At 71.7% G+C, this 22,904-nt stretch carries 20 protein-coding genes and 1 pseudogene; 10 read left to right on the top strand and 11 right to left on the bottom strand.

The annotated features are described in order from the left end of the window. Positions 1-226 precede the first annotated feature (226 nt). The 5 genes from ACZ4RZ_RS11410 to ACZ4RZ_RS11390 all read right to left on the bottom strand — a co-directional run bounded on the left by ACZ4RZ_RS11410 (position 227) and on the right by ACZ4RZ_RS11390 (position 5,951). The gene (locus ACZ4RZ_RS11410) at positions 227-991 is read right to left on the bottom strand and encodes an SDR family NAD(P)-dependent oxidoreductase (protein ID WP_467743753.1); all 765 of its coding nucleotides are present in this window, start codon (positions 989-991) and stop codon (positions 227-229) included. Positions 992-1,062: 71 nt separating this feature from the next. Further along, positions 1,063-1,647, bottom strand: coding sequence for a TetR/AcrR family transcriptional regulator (locus tag ACZ4RZ_RS11405; protein WP_467743752.1), 585 nt, complete (start codon positions 1,645-1,647; stop codon positions 1,063-1,065). Positions 1,648-1,734: 87 nt separating this feature from the next. Then, positions 1,735-2,085 carry a nitrite reductase small subunit NirD gene (gene nirD, locus ACZ4RZ_RS11400; protein ID WP_467743751.1) on the bottom strand — a complete coding sequence of 117 codons (351 nt, stop codon included), beginning with the start codon at positions 2,083-2,085 and terminating at the stop codon, positions 1,735-1,737. Then, complete coding sequence (nirB, locus tag ACZ4RZ_RS11395) at positions 2,082-4,700, bottom strand: nitrite reductase large subunit NirB (protein WP_467743750.1); 2,619 nt, start codon at positions 4,698-4,700, stop codon at positions 2,082-2,084. The genes nirD and nirB overlap by 4 nt, the downstream gene beginning before the upstream one ends. Further along, complete coding sequence (locus ACZ4RZ_RS11390; RefSeq protein ID WP_467743749.1) at positions 4,701-5,951, bottom strand: NAD(P)/FAD-dependent oxidoreductase; 1,251 nt, start codon at positions 5,949-5,951, stop codon at positions 4,701-4,703. Between the two features lie 237 nt (positions 5,952-6,188). On the opposite strand from ACZ4RZ_RS11390, the gene ACZ4RZ_RS11385 reads away from it, so the two are divergent. The 4 genes from ACZ4RZ_RS11385 (at position 6,189) to ACZ4RZ_RS11370 (ending at position 9,561) form a co-directional block, all read left to right on the top strand. Beyond that, positions 6,189-6,716, top strand: coding sequence for a hypothetical protein (locus ACZ4RZ_RS11385; protein WP_467743748.1), 528 nt, complete (start codon positions 6,189-6,191; stop codon positions 6,714-6,716). 9 nt (positions 6,717-6,725) lie between these two features. Continuing rightward, positions 6,726-8,003: a sensor histidine kinase gene (locus ACZ4RZ_RS11380; RefSeq protein WP_467743747.1), complete on the top strand. Its 1,278-nt coding sequence runs from the start codon at positions 6,726-6,728 to the stop codon at positions 8,001-8,003. 31 nt (positions 8,004-8,034) lie between these two features. After that, positions 8,035-8,682: a response regulator gene (locus tag ACZ4RZ_RS11375; protein WP_467743746.1), complete on the top strand. Its 648-nt coding sequence runs from the start codon at positions 8,035-8,037 to the stop codon at positions 8,680-8,682. Between the two features lie 96 nt (positions 8,683-8,778). Then, on the top strand, positions 8,779-9,561 hold the full coding sequence (locus ACZ4RZ_RS11370; protein WP_467743745.1) for a sulfite exporter TauE/SafE family protein: 783 nt from the start codon (positions 8,779-8,781) through the stop codon (positions 9,559-9,561). 123 nt (positions 9,562-9,684) lie between these two features. Here the strand turns inward: ACZ4RZ_RS11370 and ACZ4RZ_RS11365 are convergent, their stop codons facing one another. Together ACZ4RZ_RS11365 and ACZ4RZ_RS11360 are read right to left on the bottom strand one after the other, a co-directional pair. Next, entirely contained in the window at positions 9,685-10,281 is a 597-nt protein-coding gene (locus ACZ4RZ_RS11365; protein ID WP_467744310.1) for a class F sortase, read from the bottom strand. A gap of 213 nt (positions 10,282-10,494) precedes the next feature. After that, positions 10,495-11,007: a hypothetical protein gene (locus ACZ4RZ_RS11360; RefSeq protein ID WP_467743744.1), complete on the bottom strand. Its 513-nt coding sequence runs from the start codon at positions 11,005-11,007 to the stop codon at positions 10,495-10,497. A 436-nt stretch (positions 11,008-11,443) separates the two neighbouring features. Between ACZ4RZ_RS11360 and ACZ4RZ_RS11355 the strand changes: the two genes are divergently transcribed. Next, positions 11,444-12,067: an NADPH-dependent FMN reductase gene (locus ACZ4RZ_RS11355; protein ID WP_467743743.1), complete on the top strand. Its 624-nt coding sequence runs from the start codon at positions 11,444-11,446 to the stop codon at positions 12,065-12,067. Positions 12,068-12,162: 95 nt separating this feature from the next. Here the strand turns inward: ACZ4RZ_RS11355 and ACZ4RZ_RS11350 are convergent, their stop codons facing one another. After that, on the bottom strand, positions 12,163-12,813 hold the full coding sequence (locus tag ACZ4RZ_RS11350; RefSeq protein WP_467744308.1) for a formylglycine-generating enzyme family protein: 651 nt from the start codon (positions 12,811-12,813) through the stop codon (positions 12,163-12,165). Between the two features lie 113 nt (positions 12,814-12,926). Beyond that, on the bottom strand, positions 12,927-14,570 hold the full coding sequence (locus ACZ4RZ_RS11345; protein WP_467743742.1) for a M4 family metallopeptidase: 1,644 nt from the start codon (positions 14,568-14,570) through the stop codon (positions 12,927-12,929). Between the two features lie 238 nt (positions 14,571-14,808). On the opposite strand from ACZ4RZ_RS11345, the pseudogene cutA reads away from it, so the two are divergent. Continuing rightward, a pseudogene (gene cutA / locus ACZ4RZ_RS11340) lies at positions 14,809-14,991 on the top strand (divalent cation tolerance protein CutA); the annotation flags it as partial. Between the two features lie 5 nt (positions 14,992-14,996). Then, a complete protein-coding gene (locus tag ACZ4RZ_RS11335; RefSeq protein WP_467744306.1) occupies positions 14,997-15,413 on the top strand; it encodes a gamma-glutamylcyclotransferase family protein in 417 nt (138 codons plus the stop codon). A 302-nt stretch (positions 15,414-15,715) separates the two neighbouring features. Here the strand turns inward: ACZ4RZ_RS11335 and ACZ4RZ_RS11330 are convergent, their stop codons facing one another. Both ACZ4RZ_RS11330 and ACZ4RZ_RS11325 read right to left on the bottom strand, forming a co-directional pair. Further along, the gene (locus tag ACZ4RZ_RS11330) at positions 15,716-17,911 is read right to left on the bottom strand and encodes a molybdopterin oxidoreductase family protein (RefSeq protein WP_467743741.1); all 2,196 of its coding nucleotides are present in this window, start codon (positions 17,909-17,911) and stop codon (positions 15,716-15,718) included. Positions 17,912-18,133: 222 nt separating this feature from the next. Continuing rightward, positions 18,134-18,847 carry a SanA/YdcF family protein gene (locus ACZ4RZ_RS11325; protein ID WP_467743740.1) on the bottom strand — a complete coding sequence of 238 codons (714 nt, stop codon included), beginning with the start codon at positions 18,845-18,847 and terminating at the stop codon, positions 18,134-18,136. A 213-nt stretch (positions 18,848-19,060) separates the two neighbouring features. On the opposite strand from ACZ4RZ_RS11325, the gene ACZ4RZ_RS11320 reads away from it, so the two are divergent. The 3 genes from ACZ4RZ_RS11320 (at position 19,061) to ACZ4RZ_RS11310 (ending at position 22,894) form a co-directional block, all read left to right on the top strand. Continuing rightward, on the top strand, positions 19,061-19,978 hold the full coding sequence (locus tag ACZ4RZ_RS11320) for a sirohydrochlorin chelatase (protein ID WP_467743739.1): 918 nt from the start codon (positions 19,061-19,063) through the stop codon (positions 19,976-19,978). 222 nt (positions 19,979-20,200) lie between these two features. Beyond that, a complete protein-coding gene (locus ACZ4RZ_RS11315) occupies positions 20,201-21,535 on the top strand; it encodes a deoxyguanosinetriphosphate triphosphohydrolase (RefSeq protein ID WP_467743738.1) in 1,335 nt (444 codons plus the stop codon). A 93-nt stretch (positions 21,536-21,628) separates the two neighbouring features. Then, positions 21,629-22,894 carry an NAD(P)/FAD-dependent oxidoreductase gene (locus ACZ4RZ_RS11310; protein ID WP_467743737.1) on the top strand — a complete coding sequence of 422 codons (1,266 nt, stop codon included), beginning with the start codon at positions 21,629-21,631 and terminating at the stop codon, positions 22,892-22,894. Positions 22,895-22,904 lie beyond the last annotated feature (10 nt).

Raw genomic sequence — 22,904 nt, 5'->3', positions numbered from 1 at the left:
TCCCCGGCTGCTCCTGCGGCCCTCCCCGGCTGCTCCCGCCGCCCTCCCGGCCGGCCTCGCCGCCCTCCCGGCCGGCCCCGCCGCCCTCCCGGCCGGTCCCGTCGTCAGCCCTGCCGTACGGGGACGACCACCAACATCTCCACGGCCAGGCTCGACTCCCTCAGGACCGCCTTTGACACCTGGCGCGATCTCACGCTGAGCGCCGACCACCCCGACGCGAGCTGAGTCAGAGGGAGCCGCCGCTGTCGACCACCAGATCCGTGCCGACCACCGATGCCGCGTCGTCGGACGCCAGGTAGAGGACGGCCGCGGCCACCTCCTCCGTCGCCGACACCCGGCCGAGCGGCAGCTCGTGCTTCACGCGGTCCCCGCGCTCGCTCTCCGTCTCGCCGGGCCGCAGCGACATGGCGGTGGCGGAGGCGCCGGGACTGACCACGTTGATCCGGACGCCGTCGGCGATGTGGTCCAGGGCGGCGGCGCGGCTCAGCGAGGCGACGGCGGCCTTGGAGGCGGCGTAGGCGGCGACGCCCGGGCGGCGGGTGTGCAGGCCGATGTTGGAGGCGATGGTGACGATCGCGCCGCCGGACGGCTGGGTGCGCATCTGCTTGATCTCGGCCTGGAGGGCGAGGAACACGCCCGTGAGGTTGATGTCGAGCTGCGCGTGCCAGTCCGCTTCCGCGAGGTCGGCGAGGGGCTGCCCGCCGCGGAAGACGCCCGCGTTGTTCACCGCCACGTCCAGGGAGCCGAAGCGGTCCACGGTCGCCGCGATCAAGGTCCGCCAGTCGGCGGCGCGAGACACGTCCGCCGTCACGGCCAGGGCCTTGCCGCCCCGTTCCTCGATCAACGCGACGGTCTCGTCGAGCGGGGCGGCGGTGCGCCCGGCGGCGACGACGTGGGCGCCCTCGGCGGCGAGTGCGAGGGCGGTGGCACGGCCGATGCCGGAGCCGGCGCCGGTGACGAGGGCCGTCCGGCCGGGGAAACGCGTAGCCATGAGGTCTCTTTTCTTGACCGATCGGTTCAGTATGGGAGCATGCTGAAAAGCCCCGGGGTGAGGGTGGTGGATCAGTCGAGCAGCGTCAGTGCCTGCTCCGCCGCGTCCTGGACGCGGGTCGGGTCCGTGGAAGCCTTGCCCACGATTCGCAGTCCCTGCATCAGGACCAGCAGCATGCGGGCCAGTGCCCGTGGATCGCGGTCCTCCGGCAGCTCCCCCCGCGCCTGTGCGCGGACGAGTGCCGAGTGCAGCAGGGTCTCGATGTGGTCCCAGCTGTGTTCGACCCGGCGGGCCGCGGCCGCGTCGTGCGGGGCGAGCTCGGCGGCCGTGTTGGTGACGAAGCAGCCGCTCAGGCGCTGCTCGTCGGTCGCCGCCTCGGTCGCGAAACGGCGGATCACCGTGCGTACGGCGGGCAACGCCGGCCCCGGCTGGGAGAGTTCGCGCAGCAGCCTGGGGTCGCGCGCCTGCTGGTAGCGGTCCAGCGCCTTGAGATACAGCTCGTGCTTGTTGCCGAACGTCGCGTAGATGCTGGCGCGTCCGACGCCGAGGTGTTCGACGAGGTCCGCCATGGACGTCGCCTCGTAGCCGCGCCGCCAGAACAGCTCCAGGGCTGCCTGCAGCGCGGCGTCGGGATCGAACTCTTTGGTCCTGGCCACAAGCGTGACCCTAGGGTTTTCAGGAACGATCGGTCAAGTAAATCCGGGGTGGCCGATGGGCGTGGGCTGGTCCGGCCACCCCGGCGGTCAGGAGGTGCGTACCTCGTACGTGGTCACCCGTACCGTCTCGTCGTCCAGGCACTGCCCCGACTCCAGGTCGAAGCGCTGCTTGAGGAGAGGCGAGGCGACGAACGGGCGGCCCTGGTGCGTGCCCGTCAGGCCGCGGGAGAGCACCGCCGCGCCGCTGAACGGGTCGCGGTTGTCGATGGCGTACGTCCGGCCCGCGCGGTCGAGGAACAGCGCGACCTGGCGGCCGTCGGGGAGGAGTGCGGCGACTCCGCGGCCCGGCATCAGCAGCGACACGTCGCAGACCGTGAACCAGTCGTCCTCCAGGCGGAGTTGGAGCCTAAGGGCCGTCGTCTCGGGTGCCAGGGTCATCGCTGGGCGCTTCCTTCCAGGGGACGAGTGCCGATGGTCAGCAGCGGCAGGTCGGGCTTGATCTGGTCGCGCTCGGGGACGAAGCCGACGACCGGGTCGGGGGTGTCCGGCGCGTTCACGAAGGATACGAACCGGGCCAGCTTCTCGGGGTTGTTGATGGTCTCGGCCCACTCGTCGCGGTAGTTCGCCACGTGCGCCTGCATCAGCGACTCCAGCTCCTCGCAGATGCCCAGCGAGTCGTGGACCACCACATCGCGTACGTGGTCCAGGCCGCCCTCGATCCGCTCCAGCCAGGTCGATGTGCGCTCCAGGCGGTCGGCCGTACGGATGTAGAACATCAGGAACCGGTCGATGAGGCGGACCAGTTCGGCGTCGGACAGATCCTGGGCCAGCAGGTCCGCGTGGCGCGGGGTCGCGCCGCCGTTGCCGCCGACGTACAGGTTCCAGCCGCTCGAGGTGGCGATCACGCCGAAGTCCTTGGACTGGGCCTCGGCGCATTCCCGGGCGCACCCGGAGACCGCCGACTTCAGCTTGTGCGGGGACCTGAGCCCCCGGTAGCGCAGCTCCAGGTCGATGGCCATGCGGACCGAGTCCTGGACGCCGTAGCGGCACCAGGTCTGGCCCACGCACGACTTGACCGTGCGGAGCGACTTCCCGTACGCGTGGCCCGACTCGAAGCCGGCGTCCACCAACCTCGCCCAGATCAAGGGGAGTTGTTCCACCCGCGCCCCGAACATGTCGATGCGCTGACCACCCGTGATCTTCGTGTAGAGGCCGAAGTCCCTGGCCACCTCGCCGATCACGATGAGCTTCTCGGGGGTGATCTCGCCGCCGGGGATGCGCGGCACGATCGAGTACGAGCCGTTCTTCTGCAGATTGGCGAGGAAGTGGTCGTTGGTGTCCTGGAGCGCGGCCTGTTCGCCGCCCAGGACATAGCCGTCCGCGCCGATCGTCGGGGCGAGCGAGGCGATGATCGAGGCGACGGCGGGCTTGCAGGTCTCGCAGCCGTCGCCGCCGCGCGCGTTCTCCCGCCCGTAGCGGTCAAGGAGCTGCTGGTACGAAGTGATCCTCAGGGCCAGGACGACCTCGTACAGCTCTTCGCGGGTCTGCGCGAAGCAGCCGCACAGGCCCTTGTCGACCTCGACGCCGCTCGCCTCCAGCTCCGCGGTGACCAGCTGGCCGAGGACCTTGACGCAACTGCCGCAGCCCGTACCGGCCTTGGTGCACTTCTTGACTTCCGGAACCGTCGCGCACGAGTGCTCGGTGACCGCGCCGCGGATCGTGCCCTTGGTGACGTTGTGGCAGGAGCAGATGACCGCGGAGTCCGGGAGCGCGGAGGGGCCGAGGGCGACCGGGGCGCCCGCGCCCGCCGGCAGGACGAGCTGCTCGGGGGCGATCGGCGGGACGGAACCCGTCAGGGCGCGCAGGGTGCCGTACGTCTCGGCGTCGCCGACCAGGATGCCGCCCAGCAGCCGGCCGTCGCGGCCGATGACGAGCTTCTTGTACGTGCCCGAGCGCGAGTCGGCGTAGACGACGTCGAGGCAGTCCGCGGTGGCGCCGTGCGCGTCGCCGAAGGACGCGACGTCGACGCCGAGAAGCTTGAGCTTGGTGGAGAGGTCGGCGCCGGTGAAGCTCGCCTCGTCGGCCGCGATCGTGGCGGCGGCCGTCTCGGCCATCTCGTAGCCCGGCGCGACCAGGCCGTACACACGGCCGTCCGACGCCAGCGCGCACTCGCCGATCGCGAACACGTGCGGGTCCGAGGTGCGGCACTGCTCGTCGACCCTGATGCCGCCGCGCTCGCCGATGTCGAGTCCGGTGTCGCGGGCGAGCTGGTCCCGGGGGCGTACACCCGCCGAGAACACCACCAGATCCGTGGGGAGTTCGGAGCCGTCGGACAGCTTCATGCCCGTCACGGCGCCGTCGTCGCCGGCGACGATCTCCTGCGTGCCCGTGCCCGTGTGGACCGTCAGGCCCATGTTCTCGATGGTGCGCAGCAGCGCGGCGCCACCGCCCTCGTCGACCTGCACCGGCATCAGGCGCGGCGCGAACTCCACGATGTGCGTGGTCAGTCCGAGCCCCTTCAGCGCGCCGGCCGCCTCGAGTCCGAGCAGCCCGCCGCCGACCACCGCACCCGTCGTCGCCCGCGCCTTCGCGTACTCCTCGATCGCGAGGAGGTCCTCGATCGTGCGGTAGACGAAACAGCCCTCGGTGTCCTTGCCGGGGACCGGCGGGACGAAGGGGTAGGAGCCGGTGGCGAGGACGAGGGTGTCGTACGAGACCACCAGGCCCGAGCGGGCCGTTACGGTCCGTGCCTCGCGGTCGATCGACTCGGCCGGGTCGCCGAGGTGCAGCTCGATGCCGTGTTCCTTGATGAACTCCTCGTCGGTGAGCGAGAGTTCGTCCGGCGTGCGGCCCGAGAAGTACGAGGTGAGCTGGACCCGGTCGTACGCCGGGCGGGGCTCCTCGCACAGCACGACCACGCGGTGCGTGGCGGTCAGGCCGCGCTCGGCGAGCGCTTCGAGGAAGCGCTGGCCGACCATGCCGTGTCCGACGAGCACGATCGTGTGTGCGGTCCCGTCGGTGGCGTTCGCCGCCTTCGTCGCGTCCGTGGACATTCAGGAGCCTCCATCGTTGGTGAGCAGGTGGAGCAGGGGCGCGCCGTCCGAGGGGAGCGGCTCTGCTCCCTCCCAGGCGCGGGCCAGCGCGCCGACGGTGCCGAGTTCACCGACCAGTACGCCGCCGACCACGCGATCGTCGCGGACGACGACCTTGCGGTAGGTGCCGCGGGTGGCGTCGGTGAGCTGGACGACGTCGTCGCCCGGGCGGGGTTCGGGCTCGCCGAACGCGGCGAGGTCGAAGGGGGTGTCGCCGCCCGTGAGGGTGAGGCGCGTCAGGGAACGGGTGCCGGTGTAGCGGGCGCTCGCGTCCCCGGCGATCAACTCGGCGAGGATGTCGGCCTGTTCGAGCGCCGGTGTGGCCAGTCCGTAGAGCGTGCCCTTGTGCTGGGCGCAGTCGCCGATCGCCCGGATGTGCGGGTCGGACGTCCGCAGTTCGTCGTCGACGAGGATGCCCTTGTGGACGGCGAGTCCCGCGTCCTGGGCGAGGCCCACCCGTGGGTGGACGCCGCAGGCCATGACGACGAGGTCGGCGTCGAGGGCGTATCCGTCGGCCATCTCGACCGAGCGGACCGCGCCGCCGACACAGCGCACGTCGCGCACCCGGCACTCGGTGTGCACCTCGACGCCCAGTTCCGTGAGGTGCCGGTGGACCAGGCGGGACGCGGACGGGTCGAGCTGGCGCTCCATGAGCCGCTCGGCCTGCTGGGCCAGCACCACCTGGGCGCCGCGCACGGCGAGCGCGCGGGCGGCGGAGACGCCGAGGAGGCCGCCGCCGATCACGACGGCGCGGGCGCCGGGCCGTACCGCCTTCGACAGCCCCAGGCAGTCGTCCATGGTGCGAAACGCGTGGACGCCTTCCGGGAGTTCGTGCCCGCCGTGGCCGAAGAGGCCGCGCAGCGGCGGGAGCACGGGGTTCGAGCCGGTCGCGAGGACCAGCGTGTCGTATGCGATCGCCGAGCCGTCCGCGCAGTGCAGCGTGCGCGCGGCCCGGTCGATGCCGGTGACCCGGCCGCGGGTCAGTCCGCCCGGTACCGGGAGGGCGATCACCTCCGGTGCGTACCGGCCGGCCAGGACCTCGGCGAGCAGGACGCGGTTGTAGGGGCGGTGCTCCTCCTCGCCGACGAGCTCGACGGACAGGGCGGGGGCGCCCGCCGTACCGCCGGACGCGCCGAGCTCTTCGAGCCGCCGGGCGAGCCGGGCACCCGCGAGCCCGGCGCCGATCACCACCACACGCGTATTCGAGGTCATGACCACACCGTGCGGTGCCGGTGTTACCCGGCCGCATCACGACTGTTTCCCGGGAGGAACGCTGCCCTCAGCGGGGGCGGGGTCGGGATGTGAGGGTTCGGCGCACCCGCCGGGGACGGGTGTGAGGTGGGGTTGACCGAACCTGCGGTTTCCGTGCAGGCACGATCGATCTCGGCGGGCCGGCGCGGAAGCCTTGAGGCATCGGGTTCCACCAGCTCACGCCCAGGGGGACACATCATGGCCATCGCCCGGAAACCCCAGCCGCCGCCCGTCCGCGACGACTCCGCCGTACGCGTCTGGCGGGTCGTCCGGGAACCGTTCACGGCGGACACCTGGCGCCGGGTCGCGTACGCGCTGCTGGCCTTCCCGGTGGGGGTGATCTGCGTCCCACCGGCGCTGGTGGGTGCTGCGACGGCGCACCCGCAGCGAGCCCTCGTACGCCGCTTCCTGGGCGTCCCGGGCGTCCCCGGCAGCGAGCCGCCCGGGTCCTCGCGCGGTCTGGCCCACGCGGTCCTCGCGGCACCCCTCAACCTCCTCGTGCTGGCGGTCACGGTCTACGGCTGGTCCCTGGTGCCGATGAACCTGGGCTGGCCCCTGCGCGCCGCCGGATCCGACTACGCGGACGCCTGGGGCGGGCCCACCTTCGCCGGGGCCTGGACCTTCCACGCGATCGTCGGCGGGCTCGGCTTCCTGCTCCTCATGCCGTGGCTCGGCCGGGTCATGGCGTCCGTACAGCTCCGCCTCGCGGCGGCGCTCCTCTCCTAGGTTGATCCCATGAACCGCCTCCGCGCCACGCTGCGCTTCCCCTTCGGGCGGCAGGCCCTCGCGGCCCTCCTCTACGGGCTGATCGCCTTCCCGCTCGCCCTGCTCGGGTTCGTCCTCACCCTCGTGGGGCTGCTGGTCGGCAGCGTGCTGTCCGTGACCACGCTGGGACTGTGGCTGATCGCCGTCACCGTACGGGGGGCGCTCGCCCTGGGCAGGCTCCAGCGCGCGCTGGCCCGGCGCCTGCTGGGGCTGGAGATCGAGGACCCGGCGCGCCGTGAGGGTGCCGGGATCCTGGGCTGGCGACGCGCTCTGCTCGGCGACCGGAGCGGCTGGCGCGCCGTCGCCTGCGCGCTGGCGACACCCTTCACCGCCGTCTTCGCGTACGCCGCCATCGTCATCGGCTACGTGTACGGCGTCCTGCTCACCCTCCACCCCCTCCTCAAGCACTGGAACTACAACACCGAGCGGGCGAGCGACGGCACGGAGCGCCGTGTGTCGCTGGAGTTCTTCGGGTTCCAAGTCGACTCCTGGCCACGGTGGCTGATCCCCGTGGCTCTCGGACTGCTGCTCCTCGGCACCGCCTCCTGGCTGCTGCGGTACGCGCTCGGCCCGCATCGCGCGCTGCTCACGGTGCTGCTCGGCCCCGATGCCGCCGAGCGCCGCATCCGCGCCCTGGAGGAGACTCGCGCCCAGGCCGTGGACGACGCGGCGGCGACCCTGCGGCGCATCGAACGCGACCTGCACGACGGCACACAGGCCCGGCTGGTCGGCCTCGCGATGCACCTCACGATGATCCGCGAGCTGATCGGCGCGGGGGCTTCCCCGGAACAGCTGCTCGCCGTCGTCGGCACTGCGCAGGGCAACGCCACACAGGCCATCGCCGACCTGCGCCATCTCGTCAAGGGCATCCACCCGCCCGTACTGGACCAGGGCCTGGACACCGCCCTGGCCACGCTCGCCGCCGACAGCGCCCTGCCTGTCGAGGTCAGCACCGACATCGCGGCCCGCCCGAGCCCGGCGGTCGAGTCGATCGCGTACTTCTGCGCCGCCGAACTCCTCGCCAACGCGACCAAGCACAGCGGGGCGAGCGGTGCCACCGTGACGGTGAGCGCGCGGGACGGGCTGCTGCGGCTGGGCGTGCGCGACGACGGACGCGGAGGAGCGGTGGTCGGCGCGGGCTCGGGCCTTACCGGGCTGGTCACCCGGGCCCGGACCGTCGACGGCACGCTCACCTGCGACAGCCCGCCAGGAGGGCCTACGGTGGTCACGGTCGAGCTGCCGTACTGATCACGAGGGTCACGAGAGTCACATGGGTCGCATGCGCGTCGTCATCGCCGAGGACTCCGCCCTGCTGCGGGACGGGCTGGTGCAGCTCCTCCAGCTGCGTGGCGTGGAGGTCGCGGCCGCCGTGGGGGACGCCGACGCGCTGCTGGCCGCCGTGGCCGAGCACCGCCCGGACGTCGCCGTCGTAGACATCCGGCTGCCGCCGACCCAGACAGACGAGGGGGTCAGGGCGGCCGTACGACTGCGCAAGGACCACCCCGGCACCGGGGTGCTGATCTTCTCGCAGTACGTGGAGACGACATACGCGACCGAACTCCTCGGCGAACCGGCCGGATTCGGCTACCTCCTCAAGGAACGCGTCGTCGACATCGGCGAGTTCGTGGACGCCATGGAACGCGTCGCCGGAGGCGGCACGGCCCTCGACCCCGAGGTCGTCGCCCAGCTCTTCGGCGCGAGCCGCCGCGCCACCGCGCTCGACACGCTCACGCCCCGCGAGCGCGAGGTCCTCGCCCTGATGGCCGAGGGGCGCACGAACCACGCGATCGCCGCGGCCTTCACCGTCTCCGAACGGGCCGTCGAGAAGCACATCGCCAACATCTTCACCAAGCTCGACCTGCCCCCGTCCGACACCGGACACCGGCGGGTACTGGCGGTCCTGCGCTACCTGGACACGGTGAACTGAGACCGCACAGGCGGAACGGGGCTCAACCTCAGAAGACCCTCAAGCTTCACCAAGATTCATGGACGGCACATCTATCCCCTCCATAGGGTCGCGATCATGCCCGACATATCGCTGACCATGGTCGCCGTCCTCTGCCTCGCCTCCCTGGCAGCCGGCTGGATCGACGCGGTCGTGGGCGGCGGCGGGCTGCTTCTGCTCCCCGCGCTGTTGCTCGGGCTGCCGAGCGGCACCCCGGCGGCGTACGCGCTCGGTACGAACAAGGCGGTGGCGATCGTCGGCACGACGGGCGCGGCGGTGACGTACGCGCGCAAGGCGCCCGTCGATGTGCGCCTGGCCGTGCGGATCGGACTCGCGGCGCTCGCCGGTTCGACGGCGGGGGCGTTCGTCGCGGCCGGGCTGAGCACCGACGTCCTGAAGCCGGTCGTCATGGTCGTCCTCGTCGGCGTCGGCGCCTTCGTGATCTTCAAGCCCGCCTTCGGCAGGGCGCCCTCGACCACCGCGGTCTCCCCGCGCCGTGTCCTCGCCGCGATCGGGCTCGCGGGCCTCGGCATCGGCTTCTACGACGGGCTGATCGGACCCGGCACGGGTACCTTCCTCGTGCTCGCCCTCTCCGCGCTCCTCCACCTCGACCTGGTGACCGCCTCCGCCACCGCCAAGATCGTCAACTGCTGCACCAACGCGGGCGCCCTCGCGACCTTCGCCTGGAAGGGCACGGTGCACTGGCAGTTGGCCGCCCTGATGGCCGTCTTCAATCTGGTGGGCGGCACGGTGGGGGCGCACACCGCGCTCAAGAAGGGCAGTGGATTCGTACGGGTGGTGCTGCTGACGGTGGTGTTCGCGCTGGTGGCGAATCTGGCGTATCAGCAGTGGATCGCGTAGTGCGGTGGCGGGGCGTCACTGCTTCAGCGTGAGCCGGCGTTCCAGGCGTCGCCGAAGGCTGCACGGCGGACGGCAGGTTGGGCCGCTGTCGCGGTGAAGGCGCACTGCTGGTCAGCCGGCCCCTCAGGCTGCTCCGGGGCGGCTCCCCGTCAGATGGGCGAAGACGACCACATTCCCCTCGTACCCCGTCGTCTTCGAGTAGCCGCCGCCGCAGGTGATGACGCGGAGTTCGGGGCGGGGCGCGGCGCCGTACACCTTCTCGTCGGGGAAGTCGCGGGCCTGGTACACCTCGACGGCGTCGACGGTGAAGACGGCCGTGCCGCCGTCGCGGCGCGCCACCTCGATGGCACTGCCCTTCTTGACGGCGCCGAGGTCGTAGAAGACGGCCGGGCCCTCGGCGTTGTCGACGTGTCCGGCGACGATGGCGGTGCCTTGCTCGCCGGGGGTGGTGCCGGCCTCGTACCAGCCGGCCAGGTTCTTCTCCTCGGGGGGCGGGACGTCCAGGCTGCCCTGCGGGGTGAGGCCGAGGCCCATCAGCGGGGCGTCCACCCGGATCGAGGGGATGCGGATGCGTTCGGGCGGGGAGTGCGGCAGCGCGGGCGCCCCGGAGGGACGGTCACGGGTGTCGGGCGCCGCGGCCTGCGCGGCGGACGGCTGGGGCGGCGCGTGGGTCTCGGCGCCGCTGCGCAGCAGCCAGGCGCCGGAGCAGAGTGCGACCATGGTGACGGACGCTATGGCGATGTTGCCGGCGTGACCGGCCGCTCGGATCCTGCCGATCTCGTAAACCTTGCCGGTCCTGTTGAAACGCCGCACGTGAGCCTCCTCTCTGCTGCTCCTCTCTGAGCCCCGTTCCCCCTCCGGGCCGCGAGGGGCGTCGGGCCACGGAGGGGGAGGGGACGGCGGTACCGGTGGACGGACAGCGGAGGGTGTCCGTCAGATCCCGTCGCCTCTCGCCCGGCGATGCAGGAGCCAGGTACCGCCCGCGGCGGCGACGGCCAAGGCCGCCACTCCCGCCGCGGTCTGCACGGGATCGGGGCCCAGTGCGCCGCCGACCCCCGTATTCACATGTCCACGCGGTTGGATCTGTTCGCGCGTGGACGTCAGGGTCACCATCAGGTCCCCCGTCACCTTCCTTCCGCCGCACCTCGCGACGATCTCGTACGTCCCCGGCTGCGCACTCGGCGGCACCTGGAACTGGCCGATCACGTCGTGCTCGTGCGCGCTCGGGGCGAGGGCGAAGGCGCCCGCGCCCACCGCGCTGGCGTCGCCCGTCGCCGCGTCCGCGCCGCACGCCGCCGTGTTGACGGTGACTGCCGAGCCCGGGATGACGCTGGAGGGGAACACCTCCAGGCGGCTCGCGTCCCCGCCGTACGCGGGCGCGGTGGCGACGCCCGCGGCGGCGACGGCGAGCGCGGTACCGGTCAGCAGACGGGCGGTACGTCGCATCGTGCTTGCACCTCCGAGGGGGCACGGCCCGCGACACCCCCAAGTGCCGCTGTGTCGGTCGTGCCCCTGCCCTTCCGAGGTAAGTGGCACATGGCCGCGTTCGCTTGCTGAGGGGGCGTCAGAAATGATGTGAATGGGTGTCAGGTGGGCGCTCGGAAGGGGGCGGGTCGGTGGCATTTCAGCAGGTCACTGGCATGCGGCGGGTGTACTGCGGAAGAGAACCCGAAGGGTGGGGGGTGGGGGTGTGAACGGGTGACTGGGGTGGGCGTTCAGGGACGCTTCCGAGTCGGGGTCGGGGTCGGGGTCGGGGTCGGGGGTCGATGTGGAGGCCCAGTGGGGACCAGTGTGGCTTGAAGCTTGTGCGGCTTGTGGCCCGTACGGCGTGAAGCCTGTACCACTTGACCTCAATGAAGCTTGAGGTATGAGGCTGTGCCTCATGAAGACAGCCACAGCCGATTCCACCGTCCCCGTCCAGACGTCGGAGACCCCCGTGCGGGTCGCCGTAGTCATCGGCAGCAACCGAGAGGGCCGCTTCGGGCCCGTCGTCGCCGACTGGCTGCTGGCCCGGATCCGCGAACGCGACGACTTCGCCCCCGAGGTCGTCGACGTCGCCTGCCTCCAGCTCCCGACGGCCCTCTCGCACTCCCCGTCCCCCTCGGTTGCCGCCGAGCTCGCGAAGGTCACGCCCGCCCTCGCCGGCGCCGACGCCTTCGTCGTCCTCACCCCCGAGTACAACCACTCCTTCCCCGCCGGCCTCAAGAACCTCATCGACTGGCACTACGCCGAGTGGCGCGCCAAGCCCGTCGCGCTCGTCTCGTACGGCGGCGTCTCCGGAGGCCTCCGCGCCGTCGAACACCTTCGCCAGGTCTTCGCGGAACTTCACGCCGTGACCGTGCGGGACACGGTGTCCTTCCATGGCGCGGGTGCCGCGTTCGACGCGGAGGGGCAGCCACGCGATCCTGCGGCTCCTGCGGCCGCCGCGAAGGTGATGCTGGATCAGCTGGGATGGTGGGCACGGGCGTTGAGGGAGGCGAAGGGGAGGAGGCCGTACGGGGGGTAACGGGGAGGGTTTTCGCGCCGTCGGCCCCTGCCCGTCCCGTACCTGGGGCTCCGCCCCAGAACCCGTTCGCGAGGCGGCCTCCGCGGCACCTTCATTCAGCGCACGGGCGACCGTGCCAACCGGAACCCCACGTCGTCGACCCGGAACGTCGGATGGCTGCGGCGGCGCGCGGAGGCTCGGCAGCTCCAGTGTTCGTCGAACCAGCCGCCGCCGCGCAGCACGCGGTAACTGCCGTAGACCTCGGGGTCGTAGAGGTCCCAGCACCAGTCCCAGGCGTTGCCGATCATGTCGTGCAGGCCCCAGAGGTTGGGCCGCTTGGTGCCCACCTGGTGGATCGTCTCGTGCGAGTTGTCGCGGTACCAGGCGATCTCGTCGAGCGGCCCGTACCGCGGTCCCGTCGTCCCGGCACGGCAGGCGTGTTCCCACTCGGCCTCGGTCGGCAGCCGGTACCCGTCGGCGGACGCCGTCCACTCGACCAGCTCGCCATCACCGCGGATGCGGTAGGCGGGCGCGAACCCGTCGCGCTCGGACAGCGCGTTGCAGAACCGGACCGCGTCCCACCACGAAACGCTCTCGACGGGCAACCGCTCCCCACGGGCGGCACTCGGCCACAGACCCGTGATCGCCGCGTACAGCTCCTGCGTGACCGGGAACGCCGCCAGCTCGTAGGGCGCGACCTCGACCGGCCAACTCCGCCGGGTCCGCCGGTCCGACAGCGTCACCCGCCCCGCCGGGACGGTGACCATCGTCACCCGCCCCGCCGGGACGGGGGTCGTCTCGTTTCCTGCGTTCGCGCCCATGGACAGGCGATCCTATCGGCGCCTGCCCATGGGCGAGGGCCCACCGCCGGGCGTGCCGATCAGCTCACCGCCACCGCCGACCAGGCAGCCGCCACCGCGTTGTACTCCGCACTGCCGGCCCCGTACAGGTCCTTCGCCGCGTTCAGGGTGGCCGTGCGGGCACCCGCGTAGTTGGTCGAGGACGTCATGTAGACCGTCAGCGCGCGATACCAGATCTTGCCGACCTTGTCCCGGCCGATGCCCGTCACCGTCGAGCCGTTGCACGTCGGCGAGTTGTAGCTGACGCCGTTGATGGTCTTCGCGCCGCTGCCCTCCGACAGCAGGTACGCGAAGTGGTTGGCCACGCCCGAGGAGTAGTGCACGTCCAGGTTCCCCACCGAACTGCTCCAGCAGTCGGCGGAGTTGCCGTCCTTCGACGGCTTGTCCATGTAGCGCAGGGCCGTCTTGCCGAAGCCCGGGCGGACGATCTTCTCGCCGATGAGGTAGTCACCGAGGTCGGAGGAGTTGTTCGCGTACCACTCCACCATCGTGCCGAAGATGTCCGAGGTCGCCTCGTTGAGCCCGCCGGACTCGCCCGAGTACGTCAGCGCCGCCGTCTTCGACGTGACGCCGTGCGACATCTCGTGCCCCGCCACGTCCAGCGCGACGAGCGGGCCGAACGTCGTCCCGTCACCGTCCCCGTACGTCATGCAGAAGCAGGTGTCGTCCCAGAAGGCGTTGTTGTAGTTGGTGCCGTAGTGCACGCGGTTGTACGAGCCCTTGCCGTCGCCCGCGATGCCGTTGCGGCCGTGGACGCTCTTGTAGTAGTCCCAGGTCTCGTTGGTGCCGTACTGCGCGTCGACCGCGGCCGAGGAACGGTCGGCCGTCGTGCCGGTGCCCCAGTGGTTGTCCGCGTCGGTGAAGAGGGTCGCGGGGGCGCGGCTGATGCAGACCGTCAGGATGCAGAGGTCCGTCTTGTTTTCGGCGTCGCCCGTGTAGGTGTTGCCGCGCGTCGGGTCCTTGAGCTGGTACGTCGATCCGGAGAGCGTCGTCTGCAGCGGGACCGTTCCGCTGTACAGGGACTTTCCGTCGCCGCTCGCGGTCTCGATGTTGTCCCACGCGTCGATCTGCCGGCCGGTGCGGGCGTCGGTCAGCACCGTGCGGGCCACCGGGTTGCCCAGTGAGTCCTGTCCCGCCACGTCAGTGCGCCAGGCCAGCTTGGGCGCGCCGTGCAGGGCGTCGACGACGAGCTGGGGCTTGGCCGTCACCTTGCGCAGCAGCTCGCCGGCGTTCGCGGCACGCAGCGCGTTCGCGGCCAGATCGGCGGCCTGCGGGGCCTGTACGGCAGGGGTGATGGTCGGTACGGAGATGTTGCGCTCCGTGGCCCGGCTCGCGCTGCGGTACGAGCCGTTCGGCGCGAGATGGAGAACGAAGTCGCCGCCCAGTACCGGGAGTTGATGGTACGTCCGGTCGTAGCGCACATGCTGGCTGCCGTCCGCGTCGACGACCACGTCGCGGACGCTGGTGCCCTGGGCCGAGGTGAGGCCCAGACGCGCGGCCTGGGCGGTCAGCGCCGATACGGCGTTGCTGATCGCGGTGGCCCGGCTCGGCCTGCTGTCCGCGCTCGCCGTGGGGGCGAGCGCGGTGGCCAGCAGCGTGGCGGTGGTCGCGGCTACGCCGGCGGTGGCCAGACGGGAACCTCGGATGTGTCGTATCCGACTCATCGGTCTCCTAGGGAAGGCGCCTCGGGGCGCGTGGGGGCGGCGCTGAAGTTGACTCAGATTTAAAGGTCCATGACATGCCATGTCCAGAGAGCGCACTGGCGGATGTGTGTGGATGTGTGAGGGTGTGGAGAGGGGCACGAATCGTTTCTGCAAAGAGCTCCGACGGGGCCTCGGCAAGAACTCGGAAGGGAGGCCGATCATGGTCACGGACGACTGGCCGACCGCGCTGACCACGACCGATGCCGTCGAGACCACCGCCGAGTGGCAGGTGCTGTTCAAGACGACGGGCGCCCGGTACGACGCGCTGGAGGCGTCTCTGCGCGGAGCGCACGACTACGACAGCCCTGAGATCGTCGCGACGCCGGTCGGCCGGGGGAGCGCGGACCGTCCGCGCCGGCTGGAGGAGGAGAACGCTTCTTGAACGAGGTGGAACTGCCCTTCTTCGTCTACGGCACCCTGCGTCCCGGCGAGCACAACCACGACCTGTTCCTGCGCGGGCGTACGGAATCCGAGGAGCCGGGACGCATGCGCGGGGTCGTGCTCTACGACGGGCCCGGGTATCCGTACGCCGTGGAGGAGCCCGGGGGTGTCGTGTGCGGGGAGGTGGTCACCGCGTTGCCCGAGGTGTACGGGGAGTTGCTCGCCGCGCTCGATCGGCTGGAGGAGTGCGTGCCGGGTGACTCCCGCAACCTGTACGAGCGCGTGGCGCGCGACGTGACCCGCGCGGACGGGACTGTCGTACGGGCCTGGGTGTACGTGGCCGCGCCCGGCGTCGCCGCGCGGTTGCGGGGCCGGGGCAAGCTCATCGAGGGCGGGGAGTGGCGATCGTCGCCGTCGTCGTAGCTGTGTGCCAGATCGGCCCGTATCGACTTGTACGTGGCCATCGCGTCGCGCACCAGGGCGAGCTGATCAGGCGTCATGCGATCCAGGTGGCCGGAGAGGTGGACCGGCCGGCAGGGCGGAGCCGAGGGACGTGCGAGCCGGACCAGTCTGGGCGTGTCACCGTCGAGGTCGAAGTCGGCGGTGAGCCCCGAATGCCCCCAGCGGTAGCCGGACTCCTGAGCCGTGCGATCCCCCCGCGCCGTGCGGCTCCCGCCGCACGGCGCCGCCGCGTGCCCGGGATGCCAACTGCCCGACCGATGCCCCTACTTCACCGACTCCACCCGCACCGCGCAGGTCTTGAACTCCGGCATCCGCGAGATCGGGTCGAGGGCCGGGTTGGTCAGGGTGTTGGCCCGGCCCTCGCCCGGCCAGTGGAAGGGCATGAACACGGTGTCGGGGCGGATGGCGGTCGTGACCCGGGCCGGTGCGACGGCCCGGCCGCGCCGTGACACCACCGCCACTGTGTCCCCGTCCGCCGCCCCGAGCCGCTCGGCCAGCCGTGGATGCATCTCCACGAAGGGCCCGGGCGCCGCGGCGTTCAGCTCGTCGACCCGCCGGGTCTGCGCACCCGACTGGTACTGCGCGACCACTCGGCCGGTGGTCAGCAGGAGCGGGTATTCGTCGTCCGGTTCCTCGGCCGCCGGCCGATGGGACACCGGTACGAAGCACGCCCGGCCGTCCTCGGTGGCGAAACGATCGAGGAAGAGGCGGGGTGTGCCCGGGTGGGCGCCGCCCGGGATGTCGTCCTCGGCCGGGTCGTCCGGGAGGAGCCCCGGCGAGGTGTCCTCGGCCGGGTCGTCCGGGAGCACGTCCAGTGAGGCGTCCTCGCAGTCACCGGGGCCCTCCGCGCCGGCCGGCGCCGGGCACGGCCAGAACACCCCGCCCTCCTCCGCGAGCCGCCGGTAGGTGATCCCCGAGTAGTCCGCCGCCCCGCCCGCGCTCGCCCTGCGCAGCTCGTCGAAGACCTCCTGCGGGTCCGTCGGGAAGCCCTTCTCCACATCCAGTCGGGCGGCGAGTTCGTGCAGGACGTGCAGGTCGCTGCGTACGCCGTCGGGAGGGGTGATCGCCTGGCGGCGCAGCAGCACCCGGCCCTCCAGGTTCGTCGTCGTGCCGGTCTCCTCGGCCCATTGCGTCACCGGCAGGACGACGTCCGCGAGGGCGGCCGTCTCGGAGAGGACGACGTCCGCGACCGCCAGGAAGTCCAGGGACTTCAGGCGCTGCTCGATGTGCGCGGCGCGCGGCGCGGACACCACCGGGTTCGAGCCCATCAACAGCAGTGAGCGGATGTCCGTCCCCATCGCGTCGAGGAGTTCGTACGCGCTCCGCCCGGGCCCCGGCAGCGAGTCCGGGTCGACTCCCCACACCTCGGCAACGTGGCGCCGCGCCGCCGGATCCGTCAGCTTGCGGTAGCCGGGCAACTGGTCGGCCTTCTGTCCGTGTTCGCGCCCGCCCTGCCCGTTGCCCTGCCCGGTGAGGCAGCCGTACCCGGACAGCGGACGGCCCGAACGGCCCGTCGCCAGACACAGGTTGATCCACGCGCCCACGGTGTCCGTGCCCTTGGACTGCTGCTCGGGCCCGCGCGCGGTGAGCACCATGGCGGCCTCCGGCTCGCAGAACAGCCGTACGGCTTCCCGGAGTTGTGGAACGGACACCCCCGTGATCCGCTCCACGTACTCCGGCCAGTGCGCCATGGCCGCCGACCGCGCCTCCTCCCAGCCGCTCGTACGGGCCTGGATGTACTCCTCGTCCGTACGCCCCTCGGCGACGATCAGGTGAAGCAGTCCCAGCGCGAGCGCCAGGTCCGTACCCGGGCGCGGTGCCAGATGCAGGTCCGCCTGCTCGGCCGTACGGGTGCGGCGCGGGTCGACGACGATCAGCGTGCCGCCGTTCTCCTTGAGCTCGGTGAGGTAGCGCAGCGCGGGCGGCATCGTCTCGGCGAGGTTGGAGCCGACGAGGATCACACAGCCGGTCCGCGGGATGTCCTCCAGCGGGAAGGGCAGCCCCCGGTCGAGGCCGAAGGCCTTGATGCCGGCCGCCGCCGCGGACGACATGCAGAAGCGGCCGTTGTAGTCGATCTGCGAGGTGCCGAGGACGACGCGGGCGAACTTCCCGAGCGCGTACGCCTTCTCGTTGGTCAGTCCGCCCCCGCCGAACACCCCGCACGCGTCCGGGCCATGCTCCATGCGCGTGCGGGACAGCCCCTCGATGATCCGGTCGAGTGCCTCGCCCCAGGTCGCGGGCTCCAGAACGCCCGCGTTGCGGACCAGCGGGGAGGTCAGCCGCACCCGGGACGAGAGCAGCTCGGGCGCCGTACGGCCCTTGCCGCACAGCGCGCCCCGGTTCACCGGAAAGTCCGCGCGCTCGCTCACCTCGACGCCCCCGCCGGGCGCCGGCGTCAGATTCATCCCGCACTGCAGGGCGCAGTACGGGCAGTGGGTGGGCGTCGCGGTGGTGTTCATACACCTCAGCGTGCGTCGGGCGTGTTACACGCAGGGGCGGGGCACGTTACACGGCCGGGACGGTGACCTCCCGGCCGGGCACGACTCGCCGTGAGGGAGACTTTTGGCCCGTCCGGCGTTTGAGGACGAGTGCGAAGCGCGATACGGGGGCTCTGGGGGGCGGAGCCCCCCAGGTACGGGACGGGTAAGGACCGAGGGGGTGAAATCCCACGCGGCGACCCCCTATCGCCCCGCCCCCAACGCCCGAGCAACCCCCGACTCCTTCGGCCCCAGGAACCGCGGATCCGGCTTGAACACCGCGTCCAGGGCAGCCTTCCCCGCGGCGAGGATCTCCCGGGTGCCCCCGTAGTACCAGGTGACGTCATGCTTCGCGTCGACACCGATGCCGTACGACGAGACACCCGCCGCCTGGCACAGCGCGACGGCGCGGCGGATGTGGAAGCCCTGGCTGATCAGCACGGCCCGGTCGACGCCGAAGATCTTCTTCGCACGGACGCACGAGTCCCAGGTGTCGAAACCGGCGTAGTCGCTGACGATCCGCTTGTCCGGTACGCCCCGCTTGGCCAGATACGCCCGCATCGCGTCCGGCTCGTCGTAGTCCTCGCGGCTGTTGTCGCCGGTGACGAGGACCACCTCGATCCGGCCCGCCCGGTACAGCTTCGCCGCCGCGTCGAGGCGGTGGGCGAGGTACGGCGACGGCTCGCCGTCCCACAGGCCGGCGCCGAAGACCACCGCGACCTCGGTGCGCGGGGCGTCCGCCGTCGTACGCAGCCGGTCGCCCGTCACCACGTACATCCAGGTCGCGGGCAGCAGTGCCAGGACGCAGAGCAGCATGATCCCCTGCACGGCCCGCCGCTGTCCGGTACGCGTGCGCGGCAGCCGTGGCATGCGCAGCCTGCGCGGTTTCAGCAACGTACGCAGCTTCGGACGGCGCATCGGTACGGTCCCCTCCCCAGGTGGCCTCGCCCATGGAGGACGCGGCGCGCGGCGGTCCGGTTCGCGGCCATGAGAGTGACCAGATTCACTCGCGGAAGTATCCCCGCAGGTCACGAAGGCTCACACACCCCGTGCATCCCATCGTGAACCCCTGGAAAACACCCGTCATGCCCGCGCAACGGCCCGGCAACCTCCTGCCGCCAGGATCGCTCCATGACGGCGTCGAACCCTCCTCGCGACGAGTCCCCCCACCGCCCCGGCGGCCGGCCGCCGCGTGGTGCCCACCCAGACAGTCACCTCGACAGTACGGCGCAACTCATGAACCGGATCACCAGCCAGCTCGGCAGTCAGCTCAGCCTCGTCTCGCTCGACGGCACCCGCCGCCCGGCGCCGCCCGCGCTCGTCCTGGTGGGGCACGGCAGCCGCGACCCGCGCGCGCTGAGCACCATACGCACACTGATCGAGCGGATCCGCGAGCTGCGCCCGCACCTGTCCGTGCACCTGGGCCACATCGAGCTGAACGAGCCACTGCTGACCGACACGCTCGCCTCCCTCGGCGGCAAGGAGGACGCCGTCCTCGTGCCGCTGCTGCTCAGCCGCGGCTACCACGTCAAGCACGACATCCCCGATGCCGCGGCCGCCGCGCCCGACGTGCGCACCCGCGTCGCCGCCCCGCTCGGCCCGCACCCGCTGCTCGTGGAGACGCTGTACGCGCGGCTCGTCGAGGCCGGATGGCGCACCAGAATGACCGACAGCTCCCGCCGCGCGAGCGGAGTCGTGCTCGCGGCCGCCGGTTCTCGCGACCCCGACGCGGCCGTGGACACCCGCCGCACCGCCCAGCTGCTCGCCGAACGCCTCGGCGTTCCGGTCGTCCCCGCGTACGCGTCCGCCGCCGCGCCCACCGTCCCCGCGGCTCTGCGCGCACTCGCCGCCCGCGGCCGCCACCGGGTCGCGGTCGCCTCCTACTTCACCGCCCCCGGCCGCTTCGCCACCCAGTGCGCCGCGGCCGCTCCCTGGATCGCCGCCGATCCGCTGGGCGACCACCCGGCGATGGCCCGCCTCGTGCTGCACCGCTACGACCAGGCCGTCGCGACCCCCGAGCCCGCTGCGCGCGAGTTGGCTACGGCATGAGAGGAGTGGGTAACTTGCGTCGCCTCACGGTTGTGCGTAGCGAGAACCAAGCGCGCAATCCGTTGTCGGCGGGCTGTACCCATAGAGCTTCAACCGGGCTGGTCTCAACCCGGCTGGTGCTGATTGTGCAAGACTCGTCCGCCGGGCGATCGAGCGGCATGAACCAGGAATCCCCCTCGTCATAGAAGGGGAGGAGTCAATGCCTGCGTTTACTGTCGTGGCATGGAAAGCACCGCCCCGGAGGCGTACGGAGACCATGCCACGCAGTGCGCGTACGGCGAAGCGGCCCTGGAGCGCTGGGCCGTCGAGCCCGACAAACGCCCCGGCCGCACCGCCTTCCAGCGCGACCGCGCGCGCGTGCTGCACTCCGCCGCCCTGCGACGCCTCGCGGGCAAGACCCAGGTCGTCACCCCGGGCACCCGGAGCCAGGTCTGGGACGCCAGCCCGCGTACGCGTCTGACCCACTCCCTGGAGTGCGCCCAGGTCGGCCGAGAACTGGGCGCGGCCCTCGGCTGCGACCCCGACCTGGTCGAGGCGGCCTGCCTCTCCCACGACCTCGGGCACCCGCCCTTCGGGCACAACGGCGAACAGGCGTTGAACGAGTTCGCGGAGGACTGCGGAGGCTTCGAGGGCAACGCCCAGTCCCTGCGGCTGCTCACCCGTATCGAGCCCAAGCGCTTCGTCCGCAGCGAGGAGTCGGGAGAACTGGTCAGCGTCGGGCTCAACCTCACCCGCGCCGCCCTCGACGCCGCCACCAAGTACCCCTGGCCGCGCGGCGCCCACCCCACCGACCCCAAGTCACCGAAATTCGGGGTCTACGAGGACGACCGGCCGGTCTTCGACTGGGTCCGCAAGGGCGCCCCCGGCACCCGTACGTGCTTCGAGGCCCAGGTCATGGACTGGTCGGACGACGTGGCGTACTCGGTGCACGACGTCGAGGACGGTCTGCACGCGGGCCACATCGACCCCAACTGCCTGCACGCGGAGCCCGAACGGCAGGAGATCTTCGCGGTGGCCATCGGGCGGTACGTGCCCGCGGACACGGATCACGCCGAGCTGTCCGAAGCCCTCGACCGGCTCCTGGACCAGGAGTGGTGGCCGCACGGGTACGACGGATCGGCCGTCGCACAGGCCCGGTTGAAGGACGCCACCAGCCAGCTCATCGGTCGTTTCTGCCTGGCGGCTGAGGGCGCCACGCGTGCGACGTACGGCAGCGGACGGCTCACGCGGTACGCGGCGGAGCTGGTCGTCCCGCGCGGTGCGCGCCACGAGTGCGCCGTTCTCAAAGCCGTCGCCGACCGGTACGTCATGCAGCGCGCCGAGCAGGAGCGGCTCCGTGCCGACCAGCGGATCGTCGTCGCCGAACTGGCGAAGGCGCTCACGGCCCGCGCGCCCGACGGCCTGGATCCGCAGTTCCGGGCGCTGTTCGACGACGCGATCGACGACCGCGCCCGCAAGCGCGTGATCGTCGACCAGATCGCTTCGCTCACCGATGCCTCGGCGCGTTCCCTGCACCTCAGGCTCACCACGGGTTCCTATGGGAGCGGAGGAGTGTGACCCTGCGTGGCCTGATCGGGCCACTCCCTCTTCCCGCATCACGCTCTGTGCGGGACGCTCGCATGTGGCGACATCCTTACGAGGAGGCATCAAGTGGTCGACGCGGATCAGACATTCGTCATCGTCGGGGGAGGTCTCGCCGGCGCGAAGGCGGCCGAGACGCTCCGAGCGGAGGGCTTCACCGGCCGCGTCATACTGATCTGCGACGAACGCGACCACCCCTACGAACGCCCTCCGCTGTCCAAGGGCTATCTCCTCGGCAAGGAGGAGCGCGACAGCGTCTTCGTGCACGAACCCGCGTGGTACGCGCAGAACGACATCGAGCTGCACCTCGGCCAGACCGTAGACGCCATCGACCGCGGCGCGAAGACCGTCCGCTTCGGTGACGACGGCACCCTCGTCCACTACGACAAGCTGCTCCTCGCGACGGGTGCGGAGCCGCGCCGGCTCGACATCCCGGGCACCGATCTCGCTGGCGTCCACCACCTGCGCCGCCTCGCGCACGCCGAGCGGCTGAAGGGCGTCCTCAGCGCCCTCGGCCGTGACAACGGGCACATCGTGATCGCGGGCGCCGGCTGGATCGGCCTGGAGGTCGCGGCGGCGGCCCGCGAGTACGGCGCCGAGGTCACCGTCGTCGAGCCCGAGCCGACCCCGCTGCACGCGGTCCTCGGCCCCGAGCTCGGCCAGGTCTTCGCCGAACTGCACCGCGAGCACGGCGTCCGCTTCCACTTCGGCCGCCGGCTCACCGAGATCGTCGGCCAGGACGGCATGGTGCTCGCCGCGCGTACGGACGACGGCGAGGAGCACCCCGCCCACGACGTCCTGGCGGCCATCGGGGCGGCCCCGCGCACCGCCCTCGGCGAGGCCGCGGGCCTCACCCTCGCCGACCGCGCGCACGGCGGCGGCATCGCGGTCGACGAGCGGCTGCGCACCTCCGACCCCAACATCTACGCGGCCGGTGACGTGGCAGCCTTCCATCACACGCTCTTCGGCACCCGGCTGCGCGTCGAGCACTGGGCCAACGCGCTGAACGGCGGACCGGCGGCGGCGCGCTCGATGCTGGGGCGCGACGTGACCTACGACCGGGTGCCGTACTTCTTCTCCGATCAGTACGACGTGGGGATGGAGTACTCGGGGTGGGCGCCTCCGGGGTCGTACGACCAGGTGGTGATCAGGGGAGACGCGGGCAAGCGGCAGTTCATCGCGTTCTGGGTGAAGGACCGGCGGGTGCTGGCCGGGATGAACGTGAATGTGTGGGACGTCACGGAGCCGATCCAACGGTTGATCCGGTCCCGGGCCCAGGTGGACACCGAGGCACTTGCCGACCCGCACGTTCCGCTGGACAGCCTTGCCCCGTGACCGACGGCGG

The sequence above is a fragment of the Streptomyces sp. NPDC027189 genome, from assembly GCF_055566975.1.
Note: the sequence above shows the minus strand (reverse complement) of the source record. Positions and strands in the feature narration are given on the sequence as shown.

What these genes read in the sequence shown, in the direction of transcription:
- ACZ4RZ_RS11410 (WP_467743753.1), bottom strand. Translation starts at nt 991, where the DNA reads ATGGCTACGCGTTTCCCCGGCCGGACGGCCCTCGTCACCGGCGCCGGC.
- nirD (WP_467743751.1), bottom strand. Translation starts at nt 2,085, where the DNA reads ATGACCCTGGCACCCGAGACGACGGCCCTTAGGCTCCAACTCCGCCTG.
- nirB (WP_467743750.1), bottom strand. Translation starts at nt 4,700, where the DNA reads ATGTCCACGGACGCGACGAAGGCGGCGAACGCCACCGACGGGACCGCA.
- ACZ4RZ_RS11390 (WP_467743749.1), bottom strand. Translation starts at nt 5,951, where the DNA reads ATGACCTCGAATACGCGTGTGGTGGTGATCGGCGCCGGGCTCGCGGGT.
- ACZ4RZ_RS11385 (WP_467743748.1), top strand. Translation starts at nt 6,189, where the DNA reads ATGGCCATCGCCCGGAAACCCCAGCCGCCGCCCGTCCGCGACGACTCC.
- ACZ4RZ_RS11380 (WP_467743747.1), top strand. Translation starts at nt 6,726, where the DNA reads ATGAACCGCCTCCGCGCCACGCTGCGCTTCCCCTTCGGGCGGCAGGCC.
- ACZ4RZ_RS11375 (WP_467743746.1), top strand. Translation starts at nt 8,035, where the DNA reads ATGCGCGTCGTCATCGCCGAGGACTCCGCCCTGCTGCGGGACGGGCTG.
- ACZ4RZ_RS11370 (WP_467743745.1), top strand. Translation starts at nt 8,779, where the DNA reads ATGCCCGACATATCGCTGACCATGGTCGCCGTCCTCTGCCTCGCCTCC.
- ACZ4RZ_RS11365 (WP_467744310.1), bottom strand. Translation starts at nt 10,281, where the DNA reads ATGGTCGCACTCTGCTCCGGCGCCTGGCTGCTGCGCAGCGGCGCCGAG.
- ACZ4RZ_RS11360 (WP_467743744.1), bottom strand. Translation starts at nt 11,007, where the DNA reads ATGCGACGTACCGCCCGTCTGCTGACCGGTACCGCGCTCGCCGTCGCC.
- ACZ4RZ_RS11355 (WP_467743743.1), top strand. Translation starts at nt 11,444, where the DNA reads ATGAAGACAGCCACAGCCGATTCCACCGTCCCCGTCCAGACGTCGGAG.
- ACZ4RZ_RS11350 (WP_467744308.1), bottom strand. Translation starts at nt 12,813, where the DNA reads ATGGTCACCGTCCCGGCGGGGCGGGTGACGCTGTCGGACCGGCGGACC.
- ACZ4RZ_RS11345 (WP_467743742.1), bottom strand. Translation starts at nt 14,570, where the DNA reads ATGAGTCGGATACGACACATCCGAGGTTCCCGTCTGGCCACCGCCGGC.
- ACZ4RZ_RS11330 (WP_467743741.1), bottom strand. Translation starts at nt 17,911, where the DNA reads ATGAACACCACCGCGACGCCCACCCACTGCCCGTACTGCGCCCTGCAG.
- ACZ4RZ_RS11325 (WP_467743740.1), bottom strand. Translation starts at nt 18,847, where the DNA reads ATGCGCCGTCCGAAGCTGCGTACGTTGCTGAAACCGCGCAGGCTGCGC.
- ACZ4RZ_RS11320 (WP_467743739.1), top strand. Translation starts at nt 19,061, where the DNA reads ATGACGGCGTCGAACCCTCCTCGCGACGAGTCCCCCCACCGCCCCGGC.
- ACZ4RZ_RS11315 (WP_467743738.1), top strand. Translation starts at nt 20,201, where the DNA reads ATGGAAAGCACCGCCCCGGAGGCGTACGGAGACCATGCCACGCAGTGC.